24 protein-coding genes and 1 riboswitch are annotated in these 26,584 nt (G+C 61.0%); of the genes, 13 read left to right on the top strand and 11 right to left on the bottom strand.

Annotated elements, in window-relative coordinates:
* Window positions 1–10 precede the first annotated feature (10 nt).
* From ACVC5H_RS02290 to ACVC5H_RS02305, 4 genes are all read right to left on the bottom strand, one after another.
* The gene (locus ACVC5H_RS02290) at window positions 11–1,792 is read right to left on the bottom strand and encodes a GMC family oxidoreductase (protein WP_489620807.1); all 1,782 of its coding nucleotides are present in this window, start codon (window positions 1,790–1,792) and stop codon (window positions 11–13) included.
* A gap of 49 nt (window positions 1,793–1,841) precedes the next feature.
* Complete coding sequence (locus ACVC5H_RS02295; protein ID WP_489620808.1) at window positions 1,842–2,555, bottom strand: gluconate 2-dehydrogenase subunit 3 family protein; 714 nt, start codon at window positions 2,553–2,555, stop codon at window positions 1,842–1,844.
* Window positions 2,556–2,736: 181 nt separating this feature from the next.
* On the bottom strand, window positions 2,737–3,111 hold the full coding sequence (locus tag ACVC5H_RS02300; protein ID WP_489620809.1) for a hypothetical protein: 375 nt from the start codon (window positions 3,109–3,111) through the stop codon (window positions 2,737–2,739).
* A 107-nt stretch (window positions 3,112–3,218) separates the two neighbouring features.
* Window positions 3,219–4,100: a LysR family transcriptional regulator gene (locus tag ACVC5H_RS02305; RefSeq protein WP_489620810.1), complete on the bottom strand. Its 882-nt coding sequence runs from the start codon at window positions 4,098–4,100 to the stop codon at window positions 3,219–3,221.
* 73 nt (window positions 4,101–4,173) lie between these two features.
* Here ACVC5H_RS02305 and ACVC5H_RS02310 point away from each other — a divergent pair, with 73 nt between their 5' ends.
* Window positions 4,174–4,707, top strand: a complete 534-nt coding sequence (locus tag ACVC5H_RS02310) for a GNAT family N-acetyltransferase (RefSeq protein ID WP_489620811.1) — start codon at window positions 4,174–4,176, stop codon at window positions 4,705–4,707.
* Window positions 4,708–4,769: 62 nt separating this feature from the next.
* Here the strand turns inward: ACVC5H_RS02310 and ACVC5H_RS02315 are convergent, their stop codons facing one another.
* From ACVC5H_RS02315 to ACVC5H_RS02330, 4 genes are all read right to left on the bottom strand, one after another.
* Window positions 4,770–6,170 carry a carbohydrate porin gene (locus ACVC5H_RS02315; RefSeq protein WP_489620812.1) on the bottom strand — a complete coding sequence of 467 codons (1,401 nt, stop codon included), beginning with the start codon at window positions 6,168–6,170 and terminating at the stop codon, window positions 4,770–4,772.
* Between the two features lie 70 nt (window positions 6,171–6,240).
* On the bottom strand, window positions 6,241–7,047 hold the full coding sequence (locus ACVC5H_RS02320; protein WP_489620813.1) for an SDR family NAD(P)-dependent oxidoreductase: 807 nt from the start codon (window positions 7,045–7,047) through the stop codon (window positions 6,241–6,243).
* Between the two features lie 18 nt (window positions 7,048–7,065).
* On the bottom strand, window positions 7,066–8,295 hold the full coding sequence (locus ACVC5H_RS02325) for an MFS transporter (RefSeq protein ID WP_489620814.1): 1,230 nt from the start codon (window positions 8,293–8,295) through the stop codon (window positions 7,066–7,068).
* Between the two features lie 170 nt (window positions 8,296–8,465).
* Window positions 8,466–9,512, bottom strand: a complete 1,047-nt coding sequence (locus tag ACVC5H_RS02330; RefSeq protein WP_489620815.1) for a LysR family transcriptional regulator — start codon at window positions 9,510–9,512, stop codon at window positions 8,466–8,468.
* A 240-nt stretch (window positions 9,513–9,752) separates the two neighbouring features.
* On the opposite strand from ACVC5H_RS02330, the gene ACVC5H_RS02335 reads away from it, so the two are divergent.
* From ACVC5H_RS02335 to ACVC5H_RS02390, 12 genes are all read left to right on the top strand, one after another.
* Window positions 9,753–11,168 (top strand): SMP-30/gluconolactonase/LRE family protein, encoded by a 1,416-nt coding sequence (locus ACVC5H_RS02335; protein WP_489620816.1) that lies wholly within the window; start codon window positions 9,753–9,755, stop codon window positions 11,166–11,168.
* Between the two features lie 113 nt (window positions 11,169–11,281).
* Window positions 11,282–12,565, top strand: a complete 1,284-nt coding sequence (hisD, locus tag ACVC5H_RS02340) for a histidinol dehydrogenase (RefSeq protein ID WP_489620817.1) — start codon at window positions 11,282–11,284, stop codon at window positions 12,563–12,565.
* On the top strand, window positions 12,565–13,332 hold the full coding sequence (locus ACVC5H_RS02345; protein ID WP_489620818.1) for an SDR family NAD(P)-dependent oxidoreductase: 768 nt from the start codon (window positions 12,565–12,567) through the stop codon (window positions 13,330–13,332). The genes hisD and ACVC5H_RS02345 overlap by 1 nt, the downstream gene beginning before the upstream one ends.
* 39 nt (window positions 13,333–13,371) lie before the next feature.
* Window positions 13,372–14,370 carry a fumarylacetoacetate hydrolase family protein gene (locus ACVC5H_RS02350; protein ID WP_489620819.1) on the top strand — a complete coding sequence of 333 codons (999 nt, stop codon included), beginning with the start codon at window positions 13,372–13,374 and terminating at the stop codon, window positions 14,368–14,370.
* On the top strand, window positions 14,367–16,226 hold the full coding sequence (locus tag ACVC5H_RS02355; protein WP_489620820.1) for a phytoene desaturase family protein: 1,860 nt from the start codon (window positions 14,367–14,369) through the stop codon (window positions 16,224–16,226). The genes ACVC5H_RS02350 and ACVC5H_RS02355 overlap by 4 nt, the downstream gene beginning before the upstream one ends.
* The gene (locus ACVC5H_RS02360; protein ID WP_489620821.1) at window positions 16,223–17,167 is read left to right on the top strand and encodes an NAD-dependent epimerase/dehydratase family protein; all 945 of its coding nucleotides are present in this window, start codon (window positions 16,223–16,225) and stop codon (window positions 17,165–17,167) included. The genes ACVC5H_RS02355 and ACVC5H_RS02360 overlap by 4 nt, the downstream gene beginning before the upstream one ends.
* 78 nt (window positions 17,168–17,245) lie before the next feature.
* Entirely contained in the window at window positions 17,246–18,178 is a 933-nt protein-coding gene (locus tag ACVC5H_RS02365) for a VOC family protein (RefSeq protein WP_489620822.1), read from the top strand.
* A 25-nt stretch (window positions 18,179–18,203) separates the two neighbouring features.
* A complete protein-coding gene (locus ACVC5H_RS02370; RefSeq protein ID WP_489620823.1) occupies window positions 18,204–18,563 on the top strand; it encodes a Rieske (2Fe-2S) protein in 360 nt (119 codons plus the stop codon).
* 20 nt (window positions 18,564–18,583) lie between these two features.
* The gene (locus ACVC5H_RS02375) at window positions 18,584–19,747 is read left to right on the top strand and encodes an alpha/beta hydrolase family protein (RefSeq protein ID WP_489620824.1); all 1,164 of its coding nucleotides are present in this window, start codon (window positions 18,584–18,586) and stop codon (window positions 19,745–19,747) included.
* Between the two features lie 58 nt (window positions 19,748–19,805).
* Complete coding sequence (locus tag ACVC5H_RS02380) at window positions 19,806–20,939, top strand: FAD-dependent oxidoreductase (RefSeq protein WP_489620825.1); 1,134 nt, start codon at window positions 19,806–19,808, stop codon at window positions 20,937–20,939.
* A 48-nt stretch (window positions 20,940–20,987) separates the two neighbouring features.
* Window positions 20,988–21,734, top strand: a complete 747-nt coding sequence (locus ACVC5H_RS02385) for an SDR family NAD(P)-dependent oxidoreductase (protein WP_489620826.1) — start codon at window positions 20,988–20,990, stop codon at window positions 21,732–21,734.
* A 142-nt stretch (window positions 21,735–21,876) separates the two neighbouring features.
* On the top strand, window positions 21,877–23,520 hold the full coding sequence (locus ACVC5H_RS02390) for a methyl-accepting chemotaxis protein (RefSeq protein WP_489620827.1): 1,644 nt from the start codon (window positions 21,877–21,879) through the stop codon (window positions 23,518–23,520).
* 105 nt (window positions 23,521–23,625) lie between these two features.
* Here ACVC5H_RS02390 and ACVC5H_RS02395 read toward each other — a convergent pair whose 3' ends face one another.
* The 3 genes from ACVC5H_RS02395 to ACVC5H_RS02405 all read right to left on the bottom strand — a co-directional run bounded on the left by ACVC5H_RS02395 (window position 23,626) and on the right by ACVC5H_RS02405 (window position 26,493).
* Window positions 23,626–24,573, bottom strand: a complete 948-nt coding sequence (locus ACVC5H_RS02395; protein ID WP_489620828.1) for a TorF family putative porin — start codon at window positions 24,571–24,573, stop codon at window positions 23,626–23,628.
* A gap of 136 nt (window positions 24,574–24,709) precedes the next feature.
* A complete protein-coding gene (locus tag ACVC5H_RS02400; protein ID WP_489620829.1) occupies window positions 24,710–25,786 on the bottom strand; it encodes a putative urea ABC transporter substrate-binding protein in 1,077 nt (358 codons plus the stop codon).
* Between the two features lie 67 nt (window positions 25,787–25,853).
* Window positions 25,854–25,953, bottom strand: a riboswitch (guanidine-I (ykkC/yxkD leader).
* Between the two features lie 81 nt (window positions 25,954–26,034).
* Entirely contained in the window at window positions 26,035–26,493 is a 459-nt protein-coding gene (locus ACVC5H_RS02405; protein ID WP_489620830.1) for a hypothetical protein, read from the bottom strand.
* Window positions 26,494–26,584 lie beyond the last annotated feature (91 nt).

Here is a 26,584-nt window from a genome sequence, read left to right on the forward strand (position 1 = left end):
GCTCCCGTCTTCATGCGCTGACCAGCGGGCGCGGGTCCTTCAGGTATTGCTCGCGGATGGCGCGCGCCGACCAGTAGGTCAGCGCCACGGCCGTGCCGGTCGGGTTGTAGCCGATGCCCTGCGCAAACACGCCCGAGCCGACCGCAAAGACGTTGTGCACATCCCAGCTCTGCAGGTAGCGGTTCACCACGCTGGTGGACGGGTCGGTCCCCATGGCCACGCCTCCGGCCCAGTGCGTGGTCTGGTAAGTGCGCAGGTCGGGGGCGGCGCCGAAGTCCTTCACGGTGACCTTGATTTCCCTGGCCTTCAGTTCGTGCGCAATCTTGACCGCCTGGTCGGTGACGTAGCGGCTCATGCGGATGTCGTTGTCCTTCCAGTCGAAGGTGAAGCGCAGCAGCGGCTGGCCGAAGGCATCCTTGTAATTGGGGTCGAGGTCGACATACACGTCGCGATAGACCATGTTGGCACCATGCACGTCAAAGGCCATGGTGTTGAGATAGCTGGCCTTGACGGCACGCTTCCAGTCGCGTCCCCACTTCGGTGTGCCGTTGGGCACGGCGATGCCGGAAATCGGCTTGGACCCGGACGGATTGCACCAGATCGGCGAGCCACCGACGAAGCCCAGCGGGCCGTGGTCCATGTGATCGCCATTGAAATCGTCCACCGCCACGCCATTGCCGCCGGCCCCGATGAAGCCGTTGATGTTCTTGCCCGGATCGAAGAAGGTATTGATGGTCGACATCATCTGGAAGGCGATGTTGCGTCCGACCACACCGGTATTGCTCACCGGATCATAGGGCTTGCCGATGCCGGAGAGCAGGAACAGCCGCGCATTGTTGTAGGCGAAGGTACTGGCGATGACGATATTGGCCGGCTGGAATACGGTATCGCCATTGGCATCCACGTAGGTCACACCGGTGGCCTTCTTGCGGGTGCTGTCCAGTTCGATGCGCAGCACGTTGCAGCTGCTGCGCAACTCGAACAGCTTGCTCTTGCGCAGGGCCGGCATGATGTTGACGTTGGGCGAGGCCTTCGAATAGTTGTAGCAGGCATAGCCGGAGCAATAGCCGCAGAAGGTACAGGGCCCCATCTGGCAGCCGTACTGGTTCACGTAGGGCGCGGCGGCATTGGCCGAGGGCAGGGTGAAGGGGTGGAAGCCCGCCTGCTGCGCGGCCTTGCGAAACAGCGCGGCCTGGTATTGCTCCTTCTGCGCCGGCAGCGGGAAGGTATCGGAACGGTTGGCCTCGAAGGGATTGCCGCTGTCATCGACCACCTTGCCCCGGACCCGGTAGGCGGTCCCGGAGGTGCCCATCATCTTTTCGGCGAAATCGAAATACGGTTCCAGTTCTTCGTAGGTCACGCCCCAGTCCTGCAGCGTCATGTCCTGCGGAATGAAACCCTTGCCGTAGCGTTCCTCGTAATGGCTGCGCATGCGCAGCTCTTCGGGCAGGATGCGCCAGTGGCAGCCGGACCAGTGCAGGCCGGCGCCGCCCACGCCTTCGCCGGGCTTGAACATGGCGATCTGGCGATAGGGGATGGCACTGTCGCCGGTCTTGCGGCGGAAAGTGAAAGAGGATTTGTTGAGGTTCTGGAACAGCTTGAAGCGCTGCTGATATTCCAGTTCATCGATGGTCTTGGGATAGGCCCCGTCGGGGTAGGTGTCGCGGTAGACACCGCGTTCCAGCGCCACCACGCTCTGTCCGGCCTCGGTCATTTCCTTGGCCATGATGGCGCCGGTCCAGCCGAAGCCGATGATGACGACATCGACTTCCTTCATGTTCTTGTTGGCCATGTGTTTGGGCTTTCTGGGTCAGACGTGGGCGTAGACGGGGACGCGGCGCTCAGGCGCGCGAGATGGGAGGCAGCGGGTAAGGGCGGCCATACTGGTCCACCCAGTCGTAGTAGTCGGCGCGGGCACCGGGAAAGCCGATCATCTTCCATGCACCCATGCCCTTGTTGCCGCCATCGGTGGGGTCGCAGAAATAGCCTTCGTGGACGTTCTGCAGCAGCAGGTTGAACAGGACCCCGGGCGGGATGGAGGCCATCCTGATACTGCCCTGGTCGCCCTTTTCGAATTCGCCCATCATCTTCTCGCGCTGCTGGGTGTTCAGTTCCACGTAGCCATGTCCGTATTGCTGGCGGATGGCCGCATCAAATTCGGCCAGGCCCTTTTTGTAGAGTTCACGCGGCGGATAGGGCAGCTGGTAGCCGAATTCGGGTGGTGCATCGGGGGTGAAGGGGCCCTGCATGTACCACAGCTGGCCCTGGCCATAGGGCGTGTTCATCTGCGCATCGATGAAAGCCGGCACGCCGGCTTCCACTGCGCCGGGGCCGGTGTCGTCGGCCGGGATCAGGGTATCGGCCAGCGCGCTCAGCAGCGCGAATTCATCCTGGTTGAAGAAGCCGGGTTTGTAGTCGGCGTCGGCCTTGGTCGAGGGCGCCTGGGCGCTGGCCGTCAGGCTGACGGTGGTCACGGCCAGCGCAGCAGCCGGCGCGGCAGTGAGGGCGCCCCGCAGGAAACGGCGGCGGTTGGCGGAGATGCTTATTTTTTTCATGGCGCGTTTCCTTGAGGGAAATCCGGAGCGTGAGCAAAGCCTTGCCTTGCTCACGGCCGGGCCATGATGCGCGCGATGAAGGGGGAGGGGGATCAGTCAAGCTGCGCTTTTGCTGTGGGAAATGTCTGACGTACGGTGCCGCTCGGACATCATCGTCCCTGGTTCAACTGGCCACATCCGGTCAGACGATCTCATCAATGAGCTTTCCCGCCCGGGTGGTCCGCCGGCCGGATGCTGGCGTGCCAGGCTGCGCGGCATCGTCGCCTGCTGCGTCCGTTGAAGACTGCGCTTGCTGTTGATCGCGTGCCTGCTGCCTGAGCATTTCTTCCATCTTCAGCTCCAGCGCACGGATTTCCTGCTCGATGGCCTTTCTCATCTTGGCCACCTCTTCCGGCGGACCTTGCAGTGCGGCCGCCTCCTTTTGCAGCTTGCCGATCTTCTTCATGATGGCGGCCACCCGGTCCGCCACGCTGCTGCCGGGATCATTGTCTGCGCCCGAGGCCTGCTGCCGGCCTGTGGTGGCGCCCAGTCCGAGATTGAATGTGACATTGCTCATGAACATCTCCTTGAAGTGTGGTGCGAAGTATAGGCAGCGCCACCATCGCATCAAGGGCCGTTGCAGACCGGCGACGTCTTCAGGATTTTTTTGCGCGAGTCCGATATTCAGCGCTTGCCGCCCAGCGCCCGGACCACCGCTTGCAGGGCGCGCGTCATCGGTTTGTCGTGACGCACGATCAGGCCCAGTTCACGGCTCAGCGCAGGCTCCATCGCACGCACCTGCAAGCGGCGCTGATCGGCCTTGCGCACGGCCATGGCCGGGATGATCGCGTAGCCCAGGCCATTGGCCACCATCTCCTTGATGGCCTCGACGCTGCCCAGCTCCATGTTCGGCTGCAGGCGCACGCCGCCGCCCAGGAGCCAGCCGTCGACGATCTGGCGGATGTTGGCACCCGGCTCAAATTGGATGACCGGCAGGGCAGCCAGATGGGTGGCCGCGGTCTTCCTCGGCAGCCGTGCGCCCTTGGCCGGACCGATGACCACGAAGGGGTCTTTCAATGCCGGCGTGACCTGCAAGGCACGGCTGCTCACCGGCAGCGTCACCAGGGCGACGTCCAGCTGGTTGTGTTCGACACGCCGCACGAAGTCGTCGGTATTGCCGGTACTGACGATCACCTGCAAGCCAGGATGCTGTTGCTTGAGTGCGCTCAGCACGGGCGGCAGCCAATGCAGGCAGGCGGTGCCACCCATGCCCAGGCGTACGCTGCCCCGCACGCCCTGCGCATGATCGCTGACGGCTTCGCTGGCCCGGGCCGCGGTATCGAGGATCTGGCGGGCATATCCCAGCAGGCTCGCCCCTGCTGCTGTGGGGGCGATGCTGCGGCCCACCCGCTCCACCAGTTTCACGCCCATGCGCCGCTCCAGCTCGCGCACCTGCTGGCTGACGGCAGGTTGGCTCACCTCCAGCACGGCGGCAGCGGCGGAGAAACTGCCGTTGTCCAGGACCTTGACGAAGGTCTCCAACTGGTCGATCGAGGAGATTTTCATATAAGGAATACTTATGCAATGAATAAACAGAATAACCTATGTCAGCGAAAACGGATATGTGACCATCGCGGCCATGGATACCCCGATTCTTCCCCCAAGCGCTGCCATCACCCTGGCCGAGGCACGCTCCGAACACGTTCCGGCCATGCTCGACATCTATGCCGTCTACGTCCTGACAGCCCTATGTACTTTTGAGGAGGTACCGCCGTCGCTGGCGGAAATGCATCGCCGTCTCGACCGGCTGCGCCGAGCCGGCCTGCCGTGGCTGGTTGCCCTGCAGGGGGGAGAAGTGATCGGCTATGCCTATGCCGGTCCCTATCGGACACGCTCGGCTTATAACGGGACGGTGGAGAGTTCGGTCTATGTCAGCAACCGGCACCATGGCAAGGGACTGGGCAAGCTGCTGATGAACGCGCTGGTGGAACAATGCCGTGCGCAGGGCTATTCACAGATGGTGGCCGTCATTGGCGACAGCGGCAACCTGGCCTCCGTCGCCTTGCATCGCAAGGTCGGATTCCAGCATGTCGGCACGCTCAGGAATGTGGGGCGCAAGTTTGATTGCCTGGTCGATACGGTGCTGATGCAATTGCCTCTGGCGATACCATGACCACGCTGGTCGCGCGGATCAGGATCGCCTGCAGGTGAACATGCGGCCGCGGGAAGCGGATATCAATGCGCAACCAAACCAAGCAAACTGTCCAGGGAAACCTTCAGCAGCATCCCGGCAGCGTAACCATTGCTGGGTGTTCCGGCATAAGCCGGGTTCATCCAGGTATTGACATTCCATAAGCGCGTCACATAAGCATTGAGCGTGACACTGCGCGTGAGCGCAAAATTGCCGTCGAGCTTGAGACCATACTCCGTGCGGCCCACGGTGTATCCGCTACCACCTGCCGCCAGATTCTGCTGCTGCAGATAGCGCTGTTCGTTGGAGCTCAGGGTGGACCAATAGAGACTTAGCGCATAGCTGTCGTGCGGCCGGCTGCGCATGGGAGCTTCCAGGATCAGGCCGGCAATGCCGGTATTGGCCAGGCCGGCACTGGAGTGGGCATCGAAGCTGGTCGTGAAGCTGCCGAAGAGGGACAGCGCGGTGGGCGTGGTGTCGCCGCTGCGGCCGCCGTCCGGCCGGTAGACCACCTGGCGGCCGCCTACATACATGCCTGACGTTCCCTTGTGCATCTCGCCGGTATAAGGATCGGTCTGCTCGGCCGTATTGTGATAGAACATCAGCTCATAGCTTTTGGGATAGGGATCGTTCTGGTAAGTCGTGCGATACGTCACATTGGCGAGCCAGGTGTTGCTGGTCGGTACGGTCTGGCCCCATTCCCAGCCATTGGTGAAGGGGAACGCCGGATTCGAACGCCAGCCGCCGGCCTGTACCGACCATGCCGGAGTCAGGTCGTAGCGTACACGAGCGCCCCAGTCTGCATAGATGATGGGATTGAAGCCGGCGGTCTTTTGCAGAATCGCACTCTGGCAGCCATAGTCCTGATTGCATACCGGGGTTGCGAAGAAGAAGCCGGCGTTGTTCTTCCCGGCTTCAATATCCAGCTGGTCATTGAGCGCTTTTTGCTCCCAGCTCAGAAACATCAGATGCGACACACGCGGCACATAGGGACCGGCCTGTCCCACCAATGAGTCACCCGCCTGATTGCCCCAGCCCAGGTTGCTCGTGTAGGGCACATACATTTGCTGCCAGTGCAGGGTGGCGCCATCGATGCCGGCGATCTTCTTCATGTCAAAAATGGCACCGGCCGAAATGAAGGTCAGCGCTTCATGTTTGCCGGTGGTCTGGCCAAAGCTGGGATTGGTCAGATACATCTGGGTCATATCCAGAATCGGAATAACACCGGCGTCGTTGAGCGTTTCTCCCAGCGCGGAGAGGACGCCTTGGCGTCCGCTTGAAAGTGAGGCGGCCTTATCTTGCGTGATGGGACTTGCTTGTGCCGCATCAGTATCTGCGGTGGTCTGTGCAGCGCTGCCAACGCTGATCAGCAGTGCGGCCAGCGCGCTGGCCGAGGTGTACAACGATGGTTTGCGGCGAGCGCAAAGGAGTGCTTGCTTGTGCATGAAAGGTGTCTCCAGAATATTATTTATAGTTGTGGTGCGAGAGGTAATGCAAACTACGTTTGATAGCGGCCTACCATTTGGTGGCGCCGCCATCGATGGCGAAATCGGCAGCGGTCACCCAGCTGGATTCATCAGAAGCGAGGAACACGGCACACCAGGCGATGTCTTCGGGCTGCCCGGTCCGCTTGATCATCATCTTGCCCAGTGCCTGTTCGAGAAATTCCGGTTGCGCCTGCATGTGGGCACGGGTGGCCGCAGTCTCCACCAGGGCGGGCGAGATGCTGTTGACCCGGATGCCATGAGGTCCTCCTTCCATGGCCAGTTGACGTGTCATGGCCAGCACGCCGCCCTTGCCGGCGCAATGCGCCAGCGCCGGCGAACCGGACAGCGCCACGCTGGCATTGGCCGAGGCGAAGTTGATGATCGAGCCGCCACCGCGCGCAATCAGGACCGGCCAGGCCGCCTGGCATAACAGGAAAACGATGTCCAGTTCACCTGTGAGCGTATGACGCCATTGGCGCTCATATTCCATCTCCTGCAGCCAGGCGAACGAGGCGAATGAGGCTGCATTGACGAGCACGTCAAGACCACCATGACGGGCGAGCACCGATTGGACCAACTGCCGGACCTGCTCTGGTTCGGTCAGATTGCAAGCCTGAACTTCCTCCAGAGCAAAGCCGTTGGCGCGGGATTCGGAAAGCGTGCGCTCTGCCGCCTGCGTATCGATGTCGCAACCGATGACACGCGCTCCCTGTGCTGCAAACATCAGTGCGCAAGCGCGGCCGATTCCATTGCCTACTCCGGTGACCAAGGCGATCTTTCCTTGCAGGCGCAAGCCGCCCTGCACCGGTAGTGCATGCTTGAATACTGCGGTCATGAGAAACCTCGCTGAGGACTAGTTCGTCTTGAAACGACGCACGCGCAAGCTGAGAAGGAACATCAGTACGGCCAGCAGCAACAGTGCATGGCCGATGTCACTGATGACAGCTGCGCGCGAGCCCATGTGCGTGGCCATGCCCATGACGATGATCGGGCTGCAGAAGTAACCGACGAATTGGCTGGCCGTAAATGCGCCGGCACCGAATCCGCGATGTGAGAATGGTAACGAGCGCAGGCCCCAGCTGATCATGGCAGGCACGGCGATGCCGCAACCCACGCCATTGATGGCGGCACCAAGGGTGATGATCTGGAATGCATGGCTCATGCCCATGACCACGAAGCCTGCGCCGCACAGCAATGCGCCTGCACTGAATTGCATCGTGATGGACAGGCGCGTGGCGAGAATCCAGCCGAACAGCACCGTGCCGCAGATAATGCCCAGACTGTTGAGGGAGTAAGCTATCCCGATCGCGCTGGTGGACTGGGTGCCGATATCGGCGAGCATGAAGGACAGATGTACAGGCACCACCATGAAGACTATCCCGATCACCGCAGCCACCAGGCAAATCACCGTCAGCAGACGAGGATTGAACGCCATGCCGTCGCCTTCATCCTGAATGCCCGCAGCCGCCTTGCCATTGCTGCCATGGGTATCCCACAGGAAGAACTGCACCAGCGGTACCAGTAACAGCGGCAACGCGTAGGCAATGAAAGGGGTGCGCCAACCATGCGTGCCGAGCAGGCCGCCCAGCAGATTGAAGATGAAAGCCGACACGGAAGCCACGGTGATCTGCATCGAGGCGTAGCGATCGCGCTGCGCACCGCTGAAGTAATCGCCGATGAACGTGGTGCTGACCGTCATGACCGCAGCTTCGGCCAGGCCGACCAGCGCCCGGCTGGCAAGAATCGCATAGATCGATTCCAGATACAGGGGTGCCACACCAGCGAGAGAGTACAGCACGAGTGCACCTACCAGCACGCGCTTGCGGCCGATGCGGTCAGTGATGCCACCAATCACCATCGCAGTTACACCGAGGATGAGCATGGGCATCGTCACCACCAGCGGAACCAGCCCTTCGATTCCCGGGATATGTTGAAAATGCTGCTGCATGGCAGGCAGGATGGGCCCGATCACGGTGGGCGCCAAGGTGCCGCAGATCACCGTACTGAGAAGAATCAGAGCGTGGAGCAGATTGGCTTGTGGGGCAGGCAGCGCAGTGCTGCCATGACCATGTTGAATAGGCATGACTTTAGTCTCCGTTGTAATTGACACATCCTTCCGTCAACAGCGCTTGGGCTGTCCGTAAAGTGACATTTGTGGACGCATGATTCCTGAGGACGGTGTACGACACAATCAATTTGCGTTAACAGCACCAATTGATGGTGTCGAACATAGGCCCCGGTGCCATCAGCGCTTCAGGTATGCCAGACGGAAGAGCGCTTCTGTGCCTGATCCAGGATCAGGCGCCGCATCCACAGATGGGCGGGATCCGTGTTGTTGATGGCGTGCCATTGCATCATTTCGATCAGCGGAGGCAGGGCGATCGGTAGCGGCAGCACGCGCAACGGAAGGTAGTGCGCATAAATCCGCGCCAGCCTCGTATGGACCGTGGCGATGCGGGTGGTGCCGATAACCAGTTGCGGCAGCGTGTTGAAATTGGTGGTGGTCACCTCGATCGAACGCGATACGCCCAGATTGGCGATCTGAAGACTTTCGAAAGTCACCCTGCGGCTGTCGCCGAAGGTGGCGGCGACGTGGCCCATCTGTTGATACTGTTCGAGGCTGAGGCTGTCGCCCACCAGCTTGTTGTGGCGCCAGACGACGCAACTGTAGGTTTCCTCGAACAGGCGCAGGGAAGGATGGCCCGGATTCATCGATACACTCGGATAGATCACGAAATCCACTTCACCCCGATCCAGACGTTCAGAAACATCGTCCCCCATATTTGCGATATGCAGCGTGATGCCAGGCGCCTCCGATTGCAGGCGTCGCACGACATCGATGAGCAAGGTAGTCGTCAGATAATCGGAGGCCCGGATGAGGAAATTGCGACGCGCCTGGGCCGGATCGAATTCAAGTTGCGTCATCACCGTAGATTGCACGGTCAGGAGGATCTCCCGTACCGGCTGCACCAGACTGCGGCCCAGCGGTGTGAGCTCCATGTTGCGCCCGATCTGCATCAGCAATTCGTCACCGAAATGATCGCGCAGACGTCCCAGCGCACTGCTGGTCGCCGAAGCACCGATATGCAGGCGCTCGCTGGCGCGCGTCACGCTGCGGGTATCGAGCAGCGCATCAAGCGCCACCAGAAGATTCATATCAAAGTGGCCTAGTCTCATGATCGTTATTGTGTTTGTGGTGCATCGGTGGAGAAACGATGATGCCAATGGAGAGCCACTCTGCGGCGGCCTGTCCGGGTAAAGCGGTTGAATTATTATCCAGAAATCATCCGATACGATCAATCGATGCTTCCATTATCATTTGATGGTCTCGACAGATGATTGCCTTTATAGTCCCTCCAACTATTAAAAAATTCCTGACGGCAGGATGCCGCAGGTTGACATGATATTGGAGACTGCATCATGCAAAGAGTTGTCGAGGCATTTCCTCACAATGCTTTACCTGCTGTCCGTGCAGCACACGAGACGTCCGCTGAAGAGCCATTGCTGCCGGTATTGCGCCCCCATCATTTCGGTATCAGCGTGCCTGATCTGGAGGCCGCCATCCACTGGTATGAGCGTATGCTGGGTTTTGTTCTTGAGTCGCGCCTGAGCGTGGACCAGATTCCCGCCAACATTGCCTTTCTTCGGCGCGACCAGTACCGCATCGAGATCTTCGAAGTCGCCGGAGCCGCGGCCTTGCCGGAAGACCGCCGTACGCCCAACCTGGATCTGCGCACCCACGGCAACAAGCACATGTGCTTCGAAGTGCCGGACGTGGCACAGGCAGTGGCAAGCCTGCGTGCAAAGGGCGCCGATGTCGCCAAGGAGCTGCGCGTGGACGGCAACGCTACCGCATTCATCCGTGACATCTGCGGCAATCTGATCGAATTGCTCGAACCTTTCGCCCAGGATCGCGCGGCAGCAGCCAGGGATGCCAATCCATTGCGCGGCTGGCAAGTGCCGCGCGATCAGATCCGCATGGTCGGCCATGATCTTTCCCGCCCGGAATGCATCCTCGCTGAAGCAGATGGCAGCTTGTGGACGGCAGACGGGCGCGGTGGCGTCATGCGTATCGATGCCAACGGGCAGCAGACCCTGATTGTCCAGAAGGATGAAAACGGCACCGGCGAGGCGCCTGCGGTGAGCGATACCCAGCAACTGGTCCTGGGAAAGACGTTGCCCAATGGCCTGGCCTTTGATCGCGATGGCAATATCGTCATCGCCAACTTCGGCACCGATGCCATCGAACTGATGACGCGCGACGGTCATTCGCGCACCTTGTACGACAGCATTGACGGCCAGCCGCTGGGCAAAGCCAACTTTGTCCTGACCGATTCGCAGGGCCGCATCTGGTTCAGCGTCACCACGCGCCAGGTTCCCTGGACCCGCTCGATCAATGAAAAGACCGCCGACGGCTACGTTGGCCTGATCGATGGCAACGGCATCCGTATCGTGGCCGACGGTTTTGTCGGCACCAACGAAATACGTCTCGATGCCAAGGAAGAATGGCTGTACGTGGTGGAGACCAATGCCCGCCATATCTCACGGCTGCGCGTGGCGGCTGACGGTTCGCTGAGCGCACGCGAAGTGTTCGGCCCGGACGATCTGGGCGGGTTTCCTGACGGCTTCGCTTTCGATGCGTACGGCAATCTGTGGATCACCTTGATTCTCAACGAACAGCTGATCGCACTTACTCCCGAAGGCGAGCTGCTCAAGCTGCTCGACGACTGCAATCCGGAAGCGCTGGCGCGCTACCAGGAACATTACGCCGCCGGCACCACCACGCCCGAGCTGATGGGCGCCTGTCGCGGCACGCTGGCACCCATGATGGCGAGCATCACCTTCGGCGGCCCCGATCTGCGCACCGTCTACCTCGGCAGTCTGGCTGGCACACGGCTGGCAAGCTTCCGTTCGCCCGTACCCGGTCTGCCTTTGCAGCACTGGCAAAAGCGCTGACTCCATTTTCAGCCCGGCTGCAGCGCCCACACGCGTACCTGTGCTATCTGGTACGCGTTGCACCGTATCCCCTCGTTTCTCTTACCCAATGATCACCTGACTGAGAGCATGCCATGATCGAATACCTCAAGACCGGACAGACCGCCAAAGAAAAAGCCGATAACCAGGCACAAGTGCGCACTACCGTAGAAAAAATCATCGCCGACATCGAACAGCGTGGTGAAGCGGCCGTGCGTGACTATTCGGATCGCTTCGACAAATGGAATCCGCCATCTCTGCGCCTTTCGCAAGAGGAAATCCAGGCCTGCATCGATTCGCTCAGTGCGCAGGCCATTGAGGACATCAAGTTCGCCCAGGCGCAGATCCGCCGCTTCGCGCAAATCCAGCTGCTGTCCTTGCGCGATGTCGAGGTCGAGACCCTTCCCGGTGTCGTGCTGGGACACAAGAATATCCCGGTCAATTCCGTGGGCTGCTATATCCCCGGCGGCAAATATCCTTTGCTGGCATCGGCCCACATGAGCGTGCTGACCGCCAAGGTGGCCGGCGTCAAGCGCGTGATCGCCTGCGCCCCGCCCTTCGATGGCAAGCCTTCGCCTGAAATCATTGCCGCCATGGCGCTGGCCGGTGCCGATGAGATCTACGTCATGGGCGGTGTGCAAGGCGTGGCCGCGATGGCATTGGGAACCGAGAATATCGCACCGGTGGATATGATCGTCGGTCCTGGCAATGCCTTCGTCGCCGAAGCCAAGCGTCAGCTGTACGGACGGGTCGGCATTGATCTCTTCGCCGGTCCGACTGAGACCATGGTGATCTGCGATGACAGCGTTGATGCCGAACTGGTGGCCGTCGATCTGCTGGGGCAAGCCGAACATGGTCCGACCTCTCCCGCCTACTGCATCACGACCAGCAAGACCATCGCTGCACAATTGCCGGCGGCCATCGAGACCGTGCTGGCGCGACTGGATACCGCGCCCGTGGCCAGCGTGGCGTGGCGAGACTATGGCGAAATCATCCTGTGCGACACCGACGAAGAAATGCTGCTGGAAGCAGAGCGCCTGTGCTCGGAACACGTGCAGGTGATGACCCGTGATCCTGACTGGTTCCTGCAGAGAATGACCAATTACGGCGCGCTGTTCCTGGGTCATCGCACCAACGTGTCCTATGGCGACAAGGTGATCGGCACCAATCACACCTTGCCGACGATGGGCGCCGGCCGTTATACCGGGGGATTGTGGGTAGGCAAGTTCATCAAGACGCATAGCTACCAGCGCATTCTTACCGATGAAGCCTCGGTCAGTATCGGTGAAGTTTGTTCGCGCCTGTGTGCGCTGGAACATTTCTCCGGGCACAAGGAACAAGCCGACATCCGCGTACGCCGCCTGGGCAAAGGGGCCTGATGATGGCCGGTGATGCTTCACAAGCGGCGCCGGTTGCCGTGGTCACGGGTGCGACCGGCGGGCTCGGTGATCGGATCTGCCATCAGCTGGCACAGGCGGGTTTCCGCGTGGTGGCAGGCTACCGCAGTTCGGCAGCGGCGGCCCATGCCATGCTGCAACAGCTGCCCGGTGATGGTCATAGCGCGCTGCCGGCACCGGTCACCGACAGTGGCGCATTGGTGGCATTGGCAAGCGAAATACGGACCCGCTATGGCCAATGCGACGTGCTGGTCAACTGCGCCGGCACGACCCGCTTCGTCGCCCATGACGATCTTGACACGCTCGACGATACGTTGATCGATGAGGTGCTTGCCACCAACGTGCGCGGCCCGGTGGCCATGGTCCGTGCACTGCGTCCGTTACTAGCGCAAAGCGCCCTGGCGGGCGGTGCCGTGATCGTCAATATCTCCTCGATCGCCGCGCAGACCGCCATGGGCAGCAACATCATCTATTGCGCCTCGAAAGCCGCTGTGGACAATCTGACCAAATCGCTGGCGCGCGCCCTGGCACCGGCCATTCGTGTGGTCTCGGTGGCGCCCGGGCTGGTCGACACGGAGTTCGTCAAATCCCTGGACACAGCCTGGCGCGACCAACAGGCCCAACGTACGCCGCTGGGTCGGCTGGCCCACCCCGACGAAGTTGCTGGTGCGGTACTGGCAGTGGTGCGGGATTTGCGCTTCTCAACCGGATGTGTCCTGCCTGTGGATGGCGGACGTCCACTCGCGTAATTCAGCAACGTGATAGCCAAAACATAAGGAGACAAGAGAATGAAACTGGCGACGCTTCGCAATTCACATCCGGATGGTGCACTGATCGTCGTCTCGCGCGACCTGCGCCATGCCGTCAGCGCTGCTGGCATTGTGCCTACACTGCGTGCTGCCCTGGACGACTGGGACCGCATTGCGCCGGCGCTACAAGCGCTGTATGACGCGCTCAATCTGTCCCGGGCGCCTGGCGCCTTCGATTTCGATGCGCATGCCTGCACCGCCCCGCTGCCGCGCACCCATCAATTCGTCGATGCATCAGCCTTCCTCAATCATGGCCGCATCATGACTCAGGCCTACCACCCGGAAAAGAAATCCGATCCTGCCGTCCCGATCCTGATCCAGCGCCAGAGCGACGACTTTACCGGCCCGCATGATGATTACCCGTTCCCCGACGAGGCCGACAACTGTGACTTCGAGGGCGAAGTCGGTGTCGTGCTGGGCGACGTCGCGGCCGGCACCAGTGCCACCGCTGCGCTGGAGAAAATCCGGCTGCTGGTGCTGTTCAACGATGTGAGCATGCGCCGTCACCTGTTCCGTGAACTGGGCATGGGCTTCGGCTTCATTCTGGCCAAGCCGGCGACTGCCTTTGCACCGGTGGCCGTGACCCCGGATGAACTGGGCGAAGACTGGCACGATGGCCGTGTGCACCTGGACCTGAGGGTCCATCGCAACGGAAAATTGTTCGGCCATCCCAACGGCGGCGAAATGAGTTTTGGCTTCCACGAGCTGGTGCAATACCTGACCTACAACCGCAACCTGCGTGCCGGCATGCTGCTCGGCTCGGGCACGTTTTCCAATGTCGACTACCGCCAGCGCGGCAGCGCCTGTCTGGCCGAACAACGCGCCGTTGAAATGATCGACAGCGGTGTTTCAAGCACCCCCTGGCTGCGCTTTGGCGAACGGCTGCGCTTCGAGATGCTGGACAGGAAGGGACAATCCGTTTTCGGTGCCATCGAACACCGTTTCGTCCAGCAGCAGGCAAAGGGAATCGCAGCATGAGCCAGCATTACGATATCGTCGCCATGGGAGCCGGTCACAATGGCCTGGCTGCCGCTGCCTATCTGGCCAAGGCCGGCAAGAAAGTACTGGTGCTTGAGCGCAAGGCCTGGCCTGGTGGTGGCGTGAGCACCCGCCAATTGAACACGCCCGGATACTGGCATGACGAGCACTCGAGCGTGCACATCATGATCCAGGGAAATCCCATGCTGCGCCAGGATGAGCTGGGTCTGCTCTCGCAACACGGACTGAAGTATCACTATTCGCCGGTACCGCACGCCACCATCTTCCCCGATCAGTCGGTGCTCTTTACCTACAAGGATCTGGACAAGACCTGCGAGTGTTTCGCCAAGGTGTCGCCCAAGGATGCCGAGACCTATCGTGGCTTCGTCAAGCTGAGCCAGCAGATTCTGCAGATGTTCATGCCCGGCCTGTATGCCCCCCCGCCTCCGCTGGGTCAGCTGGTGGCCATGCTCGACCGCAGCGATGAAGGACGGCTCATGCTCGACTACATGAATCGCGACTGCCTGGATCTGGTCAACCGTCTCTATGAACATGACAAGATCAAGATCCACCTGCTGCGGCTGGTCAGCGAAAACCTCCAGGCACCCAATGAACTCGGCACCGGCATGGGGGTGCTGCTCATGCCCGGCATCATTCATACCTATGGCGTTTCTCAGCCCATCGGCGGCAGCGGCAAGCTGACCGAATCATTGGTGCGCTGTATCGAGGCGCATGGCGGCGAGGTGCGCTGCAATGCGGAAGTGACCAAGATCCTGACCAGGGATGGCCGTGCCAGCGGCGTGCAGTTGCAGGATGGCGAGCAGATCCTGGCCCGGGATGCCGTCATCGGCGCCATCCATCCTCATGTCATCCGCAAGTTCGTCGAAGGCGTGCCGGAGCCGGTGATGCAGCGCGCCGAACGTGCCACGCTGGCGCCTTTCTCGATCATGGTGAGCCACTATGACCTGAAACAGAATGCGCGCTTCTATGCCGGTGAAGAAGTCGGCTACGCCACCATGCTGGAATTCATGGCCACCGACAAGCTCGACGACATGCTGGCCGACTTCGATGATCTCAAGCGGGGCCTGATCAGCGAACGCCGCCTGTGTGCCGGCGGCGATGAAAGTATCGGCGACAAGACCCGTGTACCGGCCGGTGCCGGCATGTTCCATGGCATCACGTTCGCACCGTATCAGGTCAAGGACCCCCGTTGGGCCGAGCGTCATTGGGATGAGTTCAAGGAAGAGATCGGCGATCTCTCGCTGGCCCACTATCGCAAGTTCGTCTCCAACCTGACCAGTGACAACATCATCGCGCGCAGCATCGTCAGTCCGGTCGACCTGGAACGCTCCAGCCCGAACAGCATGATGCGCGGCGATCTGCATGGCGTTGCACCGTATTTCTATCAAAGCGCGGGGCATCGCCCTACGCCCGATCTGGGGCAATTCACCGTTCCGGGAGTGGATCGTCTGTATCTGGCCGGTCCCTTCCAGCATCCGGGTGGCGGCGTCTACGGAGCAGGCCGCGCCACTGCCATGAAGATGTTCGAGCAGCTTGGCATGGACTTCGGCAGTGTGGCCGCCGGGGCGCGCCAGGATAGTGGCGTGCCCGCTACCGTCGCCGCCACCAAGCGCAGCGGCATGGTTCTGCGCGGTGCGGCCGATGAGGAATTGATGCATGTGGAGTCGCTCGAACGCGTGGGCGATGAACTGGTCATTCAAGGCAAGAGCTTTGGCACCATGCCGATGCAGGCGCGGCTGGATCCGGCATCGGCACGGGCCGGCCTGAAACTGCTGGGGCTCAGGAAGCTGCTGTTCCTCGCATCCCTGCCGTTTCGTAGCGGAGGTTCGCGATGACCCATATCGTCGTCACCGGTGCCCAAGGCTTCGTGGGTCAGGCATTGGTCAAGCGCCTGCTCAATGCCGGATTCGATGGATGCGCCGTATCGCGGCTGACCCTGCTGGATCTTCATTTCGATACTGCTGCCAGCGATGCCCGGGTGGTGCAGTTAAGCGGAAGTATTGCCGACCCGGCGTTGCGTGCCCAGGCCTATGCCGATCCGGTGGATGCCGTATTTCATCTGGCCAGCATTCCCGGTGGCGCAGCAGAAAAGAATTATGCACTGGGGCGTTCCATCAATCTCGATGCCACCCTGGGGCTGCTGGAGGACTTGCGCATGCAGGCAAGGCCGCCACGTTTTGTCTTCGCCAGCACGATTGCCGTCTACGGCGAGCAGTTGCCGGCCACCGTCGATGAAGCGACCCTGCCAGCACCGGCACTGACTTATGGTACCCACAAGTTGATCGGCGAAGCCCTGGTGGCCGATGCTTCGCGTCTGGGCTGGGTACAGGGATGCTCGCTGCGTCTGCCCGGCGTGGTGGCGCGGCCCGGCGATGGTGCCGGCATGATGTCGGCCTTCATGAGTCAGCTGTTCTGGAAACTCGCAGCGGGAGAAGCGCTGAGTGTGCCCGTCTCGGCTGATGGCGTTGCCTGGTGGATCTCCGTGGGCGCTTGTGTAGACAACTTGCTCCGTGCTGCCACAGTCGAACCAGGCCGGTTCAACGCGCGCCGGGTCTACCAGATGCCAGTGCTACGGTTGACCGTGGGCGAAGTGGTCGAGGCACTTGCGGCGCGCTTCGGTACTGACCGCAAAGCCCTGGTGCGCTATGCGCCGGACCCATTCATCGAGCGTCTGTTCGCGTCTTATCCCCCCTTGTTGACCCCCGAAGCGGAAACACTGGGCTTACGCCATGACGGCAACGTCGATGATCTGATCACGGGCGCCATGAACTCCTGACCCAACTACAACACTGCAGCAGCGCCCGCCAACCATGTCCCTTGCGGTGGCGCACTCCCTTCTGACAAGGAAATCTTCATGCATATTCTCGGACTCGAATTTCTCGTTTTTGGGGTAGACGACTTGCCTGGCGCACGTCAGTTCCTGCTCGATTATGGACTCGACGAGCTTGGCTACGATGACGCCGAAGGCGGAGTCTACAGCGCGCTGGACGGCACCGGACTGGTGATGCGCGCTGCCGGAGATCCCAGCCTGCCGCCCCTGCCGCCCAAAGCGGCCACGCCCTGCCTGCGCGAAACCGTGTATGGCGTCGACAACCAGGTCACGCTGGAGGCCATCAAGGCGGAACTGGAACGTGACCGCACCGTTCGTACCGCTGCTGATGGCAGCATCCATTGCCTCGACGACAGCGGCTTCGGCATCGCCTTCATGGTCTCGCGCAGGCACGCCTATGAAGCCCGCCATCTGGGCTTCAACGTACCAGGACAGACGCCGGGACGCGCGCCCAACGAATGTGCGGCTGATCCAGATGCCGTGATCAAGCCGCGTACCCTGTCGCATGTGGTGTATTTCGTCGAGGATGTGGTCAAGGCCGAAGCCTTCTACGCCCGTCTGGGTTTCGTCGTCACCGACCGCTTCAATCACCTGGGACCGTTCATGCGTCCGGCAGGGACGCAGGACCACCATACGCTGTTCATGATCCAAAGCCAGAACGATCACATGATCGGTTGCAATCACTTCACCTTCCATCTGGGATCGGCCAATGAGGTGCTGCAACACGGCTGGAACTTCGTCAAGAAAGGCTACAAGAGCTTCTGGGGACCGGGCCGCCACATCTTGGGCAGCAATTTCTTCTGGTACTTCAATAGCCCCTTCGGCGCCACCATCGAGTTCGATGCTGACATGGATCTGCATGACGACACCTGGATACCCCGCTCCTGTGATCCCGGCTCGGACAACTCGCAGATCTTCCTGTTCGAGGCCCGTCCGAAGTGGGCACCGGGTGAGTAATGGCCATCAGCGGGAGTGCACCTCAATGAACATGCCAGGCGAACAATTGCTGTGCACACTGGACGATCTGGCAGACGGCACCTCACGCGGTCTGCTGCGCCACGGGCTGGATGATCAGCTATGCGTAGTGCGCCAGGGTGATGAAGTGTTTGCCTGGCTCAACAGCTGCCCGCATGAAAGGCGCCCGATGGAATACCGGCAGGACCAGTTCCTGTCCGCTGACGGCCAGCACATCATCTGCTATGCGCACTCGGCGCATTTCGATCTGCGTACCGGCACTTGTTTTGCCGGCCCCTGCGTTGGCAAGTCGCTCACGCCGGTACCGATCCGGATCGAAGATGGCAAGGTCTGGCTTGTCGCCGGCTTGCCTTCGATCTTTGACTGATTTTTGAGAGAGACGACGCTATGTTCCAATACTTCCCTACCAATTACGTCTGGAGTCTGTCGACCATGATCGCGCTGACCCATGGCGGCAACATAGGCGAGATCGATGCCATGTGCGCGCCCTTGCGCGAAGCGGCGCGTGCCGGTGATGATCCGGGCACCCTGGCGTTCTACGAAGCCTGGAAGGGCGGCGCAGACAATCTGGTCGCACTGGCAGAGGAGAACATGGCACGTGGACAGCACCTGTCGGCAGGGGAGAAGTATGGCCGCGCTGCACTCTATTACGGCATTGCCGAGCGGATGCAGGCGCACGGCTTCGAAGCGCGTCTGGCCTTGTACCGCCGCTCGCTGGAGCTGTTTGAACTGGGTCGCAAGCTGACCCGGGAAAATTGCGTGCGCGTCGAGATTCCCTATGGCAGTACCCATCTTTCGGCGCTCTACGTGGCTGCCGAAGGCGTCCCGGCGGGACAGCCCGCACCGCTGGTGGTCGTGATGAACGGACTGGATTCGACCAAGGAGATGCTGCAGAAAAGCGTAATGGGCACCATGTTTGCGCGCCGCGGACTGGCGGCCCTGTTCGTCGACCAGCCTGGCACCGGTGAAGCGCTGCGCTTGCAGAATCTGCCTGCCGTATTCAACACCGAAGCCTGGGCCAGCCCCATCGTCGACTGGGTTGTGCGGCAGTCCCAGATTGATGCGCGCCGGATCGGTGCGTTGGGCGTTTCGCTGGGTGGTTATTACTGCCCGCGCGCCGTGGCCTTCGAGCCGCGCTTCGCATGCGGTGCGGTGTGGGGGGCCAATCACGACTGGCGTGAAGTACAGCAGGCGCGCCTGAAGCGCGAAGGCGAAAATCCGGTACCGCATTACTGGAAGCACGTGCAATGGGTCTTTGGCGCAAGCGGGATGGAGGACTTCCTGGCCAAGGCCGAACATATGCATCTCAACGGCGTGCTGGATCGCATCCGTGTGCCCTTCCTCGTCACCCATGGCGAGAACGATCGTCAGATTCCGCTCAAGTACGCCCATCAGACCTTCGAGCAGCTGGTCAATTGTCCCAAAAAGGACTTGTTCATTTTCACGCAACGCGAGGGCGGTGTAGAACACAGCTCGCTGGACAATCCATTCAATGCCGGCAATCGCATCGCCGACTGGCTGGCCGAACAGTTGAGCGGCACCTTGGTCTGAGCGGCGGCCCTCCGAGGCCGGATGGAATTCCCGGCCCACTTACCTCACGAGAAAAACTATGGGACAGATAAAAAAGATATTGATCATCGGTGGTGGCATCGGTGGTATGTGCGCAGCCATCCTGCTACGTCGGCAAGGGATTGTGGTGGATCTGATCGAAGCCAATCCGCACTGGGCACCAGACGGTGCCGGCATCACCATCAGCGGCCCCTCGCTGCGCGCCTTGCGCTCCGTGGGCGTGGCCGATGAGGTACTGCGGCGCGGCGGCAGCTGGAATGCAGTCGATCTGTGCGACGCCAATGGCGAACTGCGCGCCTGCGTACCAGTGGCACCGGCAATCGGTGCCGAGGACATGCCGGGTGCTGCAGGCATCATGCGCACGGTGCTGGCCGAAATCCTGGGTAATGCTACCCGGGCGGCCGGCGCCAATGTCCGGCTCGGCCTGAGCTTCAGCGCACTGCATCAGGAACAGGATACCGTCGAGGCGGTGTTCACTGACGGTAGCCGGGGGCGTTACGATCTGGTTATCGGTGCCGATGGCGTCAATTCTGCTGTGCGCAAACTGGTGCTGCCTGAATTTGCGGGGCCGCGTTTTACCGGCCAGGGGTCCTGGCGGGCCGTAGTGCCGCGGCTGCGTGAGAATTCCACCATCTACATGGGCCAGACCACCAAGGCCGGCATGAATCCCATTAGTGCCAGCGAATGCTACCTGTTCCTGCTCGATAAACGCGACGGCAGCCAGTTCATCGCACCAGAACACTGGCCATTGATGCTGGCTGATCTGCTGGAGGAGTTCGGTGGCGAGATCGGAGCATTCCGCGATGGACTGCGCGACGGATCACTCAGCAATCACCGGATTCTGTACCGTCCCCTGGCGGGGCACATCATTGAGGCGCCCTGGCATCTCAACCGCATCGTGCTGCTCGGCGACGCAATTCATGCCACCACGCCGCACCTTGCTTCAGGCGCTGGCATCGCCATCGAAGGGGCACTGGTACTGGCTGAAGAGCTTGAGCGCCATGCCAGCGTCGAGGCAGCGTTGCACGCGTACGCCAAACGTCATCTGGTCCGCGCAAGGTTGGTGGTTTCGGCCTCGGCACGCATGGGCCAGATTGAACAGGAGGGGGGCGCGCGTGATGAGCACACCCGCATCATGGTGGAGGCGCAAAATGCCCTGCGTGCCACCCTCTGAGCATTCCTGAGGCATACCGATATTGTGTTGTTGAACGAGGAAGCAGACATGACCAATTCCAAATCCGGCCGCGTGGCCGTTATCACTGGCGCCGCCGGTGGTCTGGGCCAGGCGTTTGCGCTTCGGCTGGCTGAGCAAGGCTATCGGCTGTTGCTGACCGATCGTGAACCGTGCACTCGCCTGAGTGAACAACTCCGCACCAGTGGCACCGATGCCACTACGCTGGCCTGCGATCTTGCCGATCCCGCCGCCGTGGGCCGATTTGCCGTCCAGGTAGAGGAACAGCTTGGCCGCATCGATGTACTGGTCAACAATGCCGCCTTCATGCCGATGCTGCCGCTGGCCTCGATCAGCGCAGCAGTCTGGCGGCAGATCATGACAGTCAACGTCGATGCCCCATTTCTGCTGGCCCAGGCTTTCTCGGTGGGCATGGCAGAACGAGGCTGGGGACGCATCGTCAACCTCGCCTCCAGCACGGTGTGGGGCCCGCCAGCGGGAATGTCCGCCTATGCATGCAGCAAGATGGCGGTCATCGGACTGACGCGCGCACTGGCCTCGGAGTTGGGAGGCAAGGGCATCACTGTCAATGCGATCTCGCCCGGGCTGACACGCCATCCCGGCAGCGCTGCCCATCTTCCGGAGTTCGCCTTCGAGGCAGTACGTGCGCGCCAGTTCATCCCACGCACCGAATTGCCCGACGATCTGACCGGGGCGCTGGCTTTCCTGGTGTCGGACGATGCCCGTTTCATCACCGGGCAGGTATTGAATGTCGATGGCGGCGGCTTCGGGTTCTAGAATGAATTTCACGCCTGTTTATGTAACGAGTTATATGAATTGTTGACGAGTGCAGATGCAACGGGGGGTCTTCGAACGATCGGAGGCATCGATATTGAGGCAGCCATCAATGGTTGTTGCACTTCTCTTTCAAGGTGCGTGAATGAAGTTCACAGATTGGAAAATTGGCACCCGCCTGGGCTCTTGCATGGCGTTCCTGCTTGCGTTGATGGTATCTACGGGGGGGATTGGTCTTTGGAGCCTGAAGGTCTGCCAGGAGCAGGCCGTCATCATGCGTGCGGTCATGGATGGCGAGCAGCTGATGAACGAATGGAAAAACCAGCTCGGCAACCAGGATCTGATTCTCAACAGTATCCTTGGTGCCAGCGACGCTGAACATGTCGCTCGGCTTAACCACATCGCCACCGCTCAGATGGCTCGGGCCGATGAGATCATGCGAGACCTGCGGGCTCACGCGCCACCCGAAGCACAGAAAGCCCTGGACGTGATCCAACGGGCTGGCACCGCTTTTCATGAGAAGCGGCGCCAACTCTTGCGCATGCACAACCCTGCGGACATGAAGAGCATTTCTGCGTCGCAGGCTTTTTTTGATCAGGAGGTTGCTCCCCTCCTGAAAGGCTATTCAGATGCCGTCTCGCTGATGAAAAAAACTGCGGAAGCCGATACCCGGGCTGCCAAGAACATGTCGGACGCGACGTACGCCAGAGCGCAGACCTTGTTGCTGGTCTGCAGCCTGGTGACGATATTGCTGGGGGCGGGCCTTGGATGGATGCTTGCGCGCAGCATCACCGGCCCGATTGCCTACGCAGTTGAGGTCGCAGATACCGTTGCTGACGGCAATTTGGGCAATTCTATCGTGTTCGAATCCAGGGACGAGATAGGTATCTTGTTGCACGCCCTCCAGCGTATGCAACAGAGTCTGGTCACCACGGTCAGCGCGGTCAGACAGAGCGCGCAGGTCGTTGCCGATGGCAGCGCTCAGATCGCGGCCAGCAACAATGAGCTTTCCGCGCGTACCGAAGAACAAGCCGGCGTATTGGAAGAGACTGCGGCTGCCATGGAAGAGCTGGGCTCTACGGTCAAACAGAACGCGGACAATACGGAACAGGCCAGTCAGTTGGCGCGCACGGCCGCGACAGTTGCCTCCGAAGGCAGTGAACTGGTCGCTGAAGTGGTCATGACGATGAGAGCCATCAACGAAAGCAGCAGCAAGGTGAATGAAATTATCGGTGTCATCGATGGCATCGCATTCCAGACCAATATTCTGGCACTCAATGCGGCGGTGGAAGCGGCCCGCGCTGGGGAACAGGGAAGAGGCTTTGCCGTGGTGGCCTCGGAGGTGCGTTCGCTGGCACAGCGTAGCTCGGGCGCCGCGAAAGAAATCAAGGAACTCATCACGTCCAGTGTCGAACGCGTCACGCAGGGGGCGCTCCTGGTCGATCGGGCCGGCAATACAATGAACGAGATCGTGTCTGCCATTCGCCATGCATCGGAAATCATGATGGACATCAGCACTGCCGGTAAAGAACAAAGTGCAGGGGTTTCACAGGTCGGCAAAGCGGTCATCCAGATGGATCAGGCGACGCAGGAGAATGCCGCCATGGTAGAAGAGATGGCGGCCTCTGCTGACGTTTTGAATCAGCAAGTGAGATCGTTGGTGGAAACAGTGGCCATGTTCAAATTGCCTGATGCGTCATCCGGTGTTGATCATCTGGAGTCTGCCGGCCCCGCCTTGAAAACAGTTAGGCCACAAGCGCCGATGGCACTGGCATTCAAGCCGGGTTGACCAGACGCTGCCGGTGATTTTGAGGAGGGAAGCATCACCCCGGCAATGGCAAGGTCATGCTTCCATTTCATCTTGAGCCTTTGAGCTATCAGAGCGTCCTGGCCTTCAGAATCCCAGACTCAGCATCCCCACCAGCTGGTTGCCCTGCTTGACATCAAAGCGGTTGTAACCGCCCAGGATGGCCTGCAGCGACCAGGTGATGGACGAATTCGGGAAGGGCGCCGACAGGCCCAGCGTCAGGTGGCGCAGGCCGCCGCTGCTGGGGCCGTTGCCGGCAAAGCAGCCGTTGACCACGAACGCCTCTCCGGCGGCGCAGGCCGTGCCGGTAGCGGTATCGCGGGTGCCGAGGTACTTGCCTTCGCGGTGGTAAGTGTAGGCGCCCAGCGTGCTGGTGAAGGTGATGTCGTAAGGCAGCGGCTTGGTGTAGACCAGGGACCAGTAGGTGTCCCCCTTGTTGCCCCACACCACGTCGTTGAGCAGCGTCTGCGCAGTGAAGGACAGTGCGCCCCAGGTCAGGCCGGCCTTGGTTTCGAGAGCATTGGCATGGCTGCCGTTGGCATAGTAGTAGCCGGTCATGCCCAGGGTATAGCCGAGGTCGCCGGTGATGTTGCCGGCATAGGCGAAGTAGAGATCGTTTTCGACCGAGCGCGGTTTCTGGAACTCGGTGATGCTGCGGTCACTGTAGGAATTGCCCAGCTGCTTGTACGAATAGTTGATGGTGGAGGCCCAGTAGCCAAAGCTCCAGCCGCTGCTGTGGACGAAATCGATGCCCCATTGCAGCGCGGGCTGGTCCGATTCGGGGGCGTCGGCGCCGGCATTGCCCAGCGGCTGGCCGTTGCCGTAGGTGGTGGTGACACCGCGCAGCACGTAGCGCGAGGCCAGGTCGATGTGCTTGGTGATGGTCCAGGGACCGGCCGGTTCGGCGGTGGCAGCCGGGGCGGCATCGTCGGCCAGCGCCGGCGCGCAGGCCAGCAGGGAGGCGAGGGCGGCAGCGCAGGTGCCCAGGGCATAGCGGGCGTGCAGGCGCGACAGGGAAGCGGTGTAGGTAGTCAAGGTTCTCTCCGTGGGTTGAACTGTATCGTTGTGAAAGCAAGGGACGAGCAGGGCCAGGCGGGTCCGTTGCCGGACCCGCGCAAGTCGTTTGTGATGCAGGTAGTGTGGGAACTACAGGCGCATGCGCGCGAAAAACTTAGAGTTTTCCGTCGGCCGCCATCTTCATGTAGGTCGGATCGAAGCGCAGCTTGACGTTCTTCTTGTCGCCGATCACCACGTTGCCATCGAAGGCGATGCCGATGCCATCGGCACTCTTGACGTTGGGACCGAGGATGCCGTGGTCAAAGCTGAACTTGGCGATGCGGCCCATGATGCCGGGCAGTTCCTTCTTGGTGGAAAACTCCAGCGCCGCCTTGGGCTGGTAGAACATGGCCGTGGCCGCCAGCTGCGACTGGAATCCTGCCAGATCGGTGCCGGAAGCCTTGCCCATGGCGGTCAGCGCGCGGGTGGCGCGTTCATCCTTGGCGGTCATGATGGACATCATTTCGTACCAGGCGCCGGTGAGTGCCTTGCCGAAGGCAGGGTTCTCCTGCAGGGTCTTGGTGTTGACCACCATCAGGTCCATGATTTCGCCGGGCAGTTGTTTGGAGGTATAGACCAGCGAAACATCCGGCGAGGCCGCAATGGAGGACAGCATCGGGTTCCAGGTCACCGTGCTGGTGACGGCAGGGGTGGCGAAGGCAGCGGTGATGTCGGCGTCGCTGGTGTTGACCACCTTGACGTCACGCTCGCGCAGGCCGGCCGTTTCCAGCGCGCGCGCCAGCAGGTAGTGCGAGACCGAGAATTCCACCAGCTGCACCGACTGGCCCTTGATGTCGGCCAGCTTCTTGTTCTTCCCCTTCAGGACGATGCCGTCGTTGCCGTTGGAATAGTCGCCCACGATCAGGGCCGTGGAGTCCACGCCACCGGCTGCGGGAATGGTGAGCGCATCCATGTTGGTCATGGTGCAGCCGTCGAACTTGCCGGCGGTGTACTGGTTGATCGATTCCACGTAGTCGTTCAGTTGCACGGCACTGATGGTGATGCCGTACTTCTTGCCCCACTTGGCCAGGATGCCTTGTGCCTGGGCTTCGCCCCAGGGCATCCAGCCGGCGTAGATGGACGTACAGACCTTGAAATCGGTGCGGGGTGCAGCGTGGGCGGATGAGAGCGCGCCTGTGAAGGCGGCCAGGGCGATGGCAGCGCCACCAAGGATTCGGGAAATGTTGTACACGGCGTAGGGTCCTCGAAGGGTTTATTGGAAAAAAAGCCCGGGAGCGGCGCGCTCTTGCGATCGCGTCATCTCCCGGGCTTTTCTCCCGCCGTGTAACCCCTTGCGAGGTCGACTGCTCTCGGACCAGACATCCGCACCAGCGAACCGGAACCCTAGCTGTCCATTGCAAATTGTGCTGACTCAAGACCGGACTCGCCGGCTCCCGCTCGCTTTTCAGCAAGGTTCATGCCAATCCGATCGTGATGCCTTTACGATGCCTGAACCTCGATTTCGCTATTAATAGCGGACCGCTCAGAAGGTCTTTCGGCGTGGCTCAAATGCGCGGCGATGGCGCAGCCATCGCGCGCCAAATCGGTGCCAGCGTGCACCATGCTTGCGCTCGCGTGCTCTGCTGCGATTGGGTCGTTCCGCCGGAATCCAGTAGTGGAGCGGTTTTGCGCCGTATGGCCTGATCCTGGAAGACTTGGCCTGGAACTTGCATACAAGATCGTCGTTCTCGCATAGGGCGAGCCAAGACGACTTGGGTCGGAGCAGTGGCAGCAGCGCAGGCTTCGACAACCATCCTGGACGGCCAGGCCATGTTCGCAGGAGTAGACCATGCCCATGACCCGATCAAGCAGCGCCGCCGTTTTTCCCATCGCTTTTTCCACCGAGGCTACGCAAGCGCTGCCGCTGTGTGGCCGGATGCGCACTTCACTGTTGCTCATCGAGGTCCTAGCGCACGCCGTGCATTGGCTGCGGCGCAGACAGTGATGGTATGGAATTTGCTGAAATCCACATCAATGCAGAGCAGCCCGC

The organism is Herbaspirillum sp. Her3 (assembly GCF_057961275.1).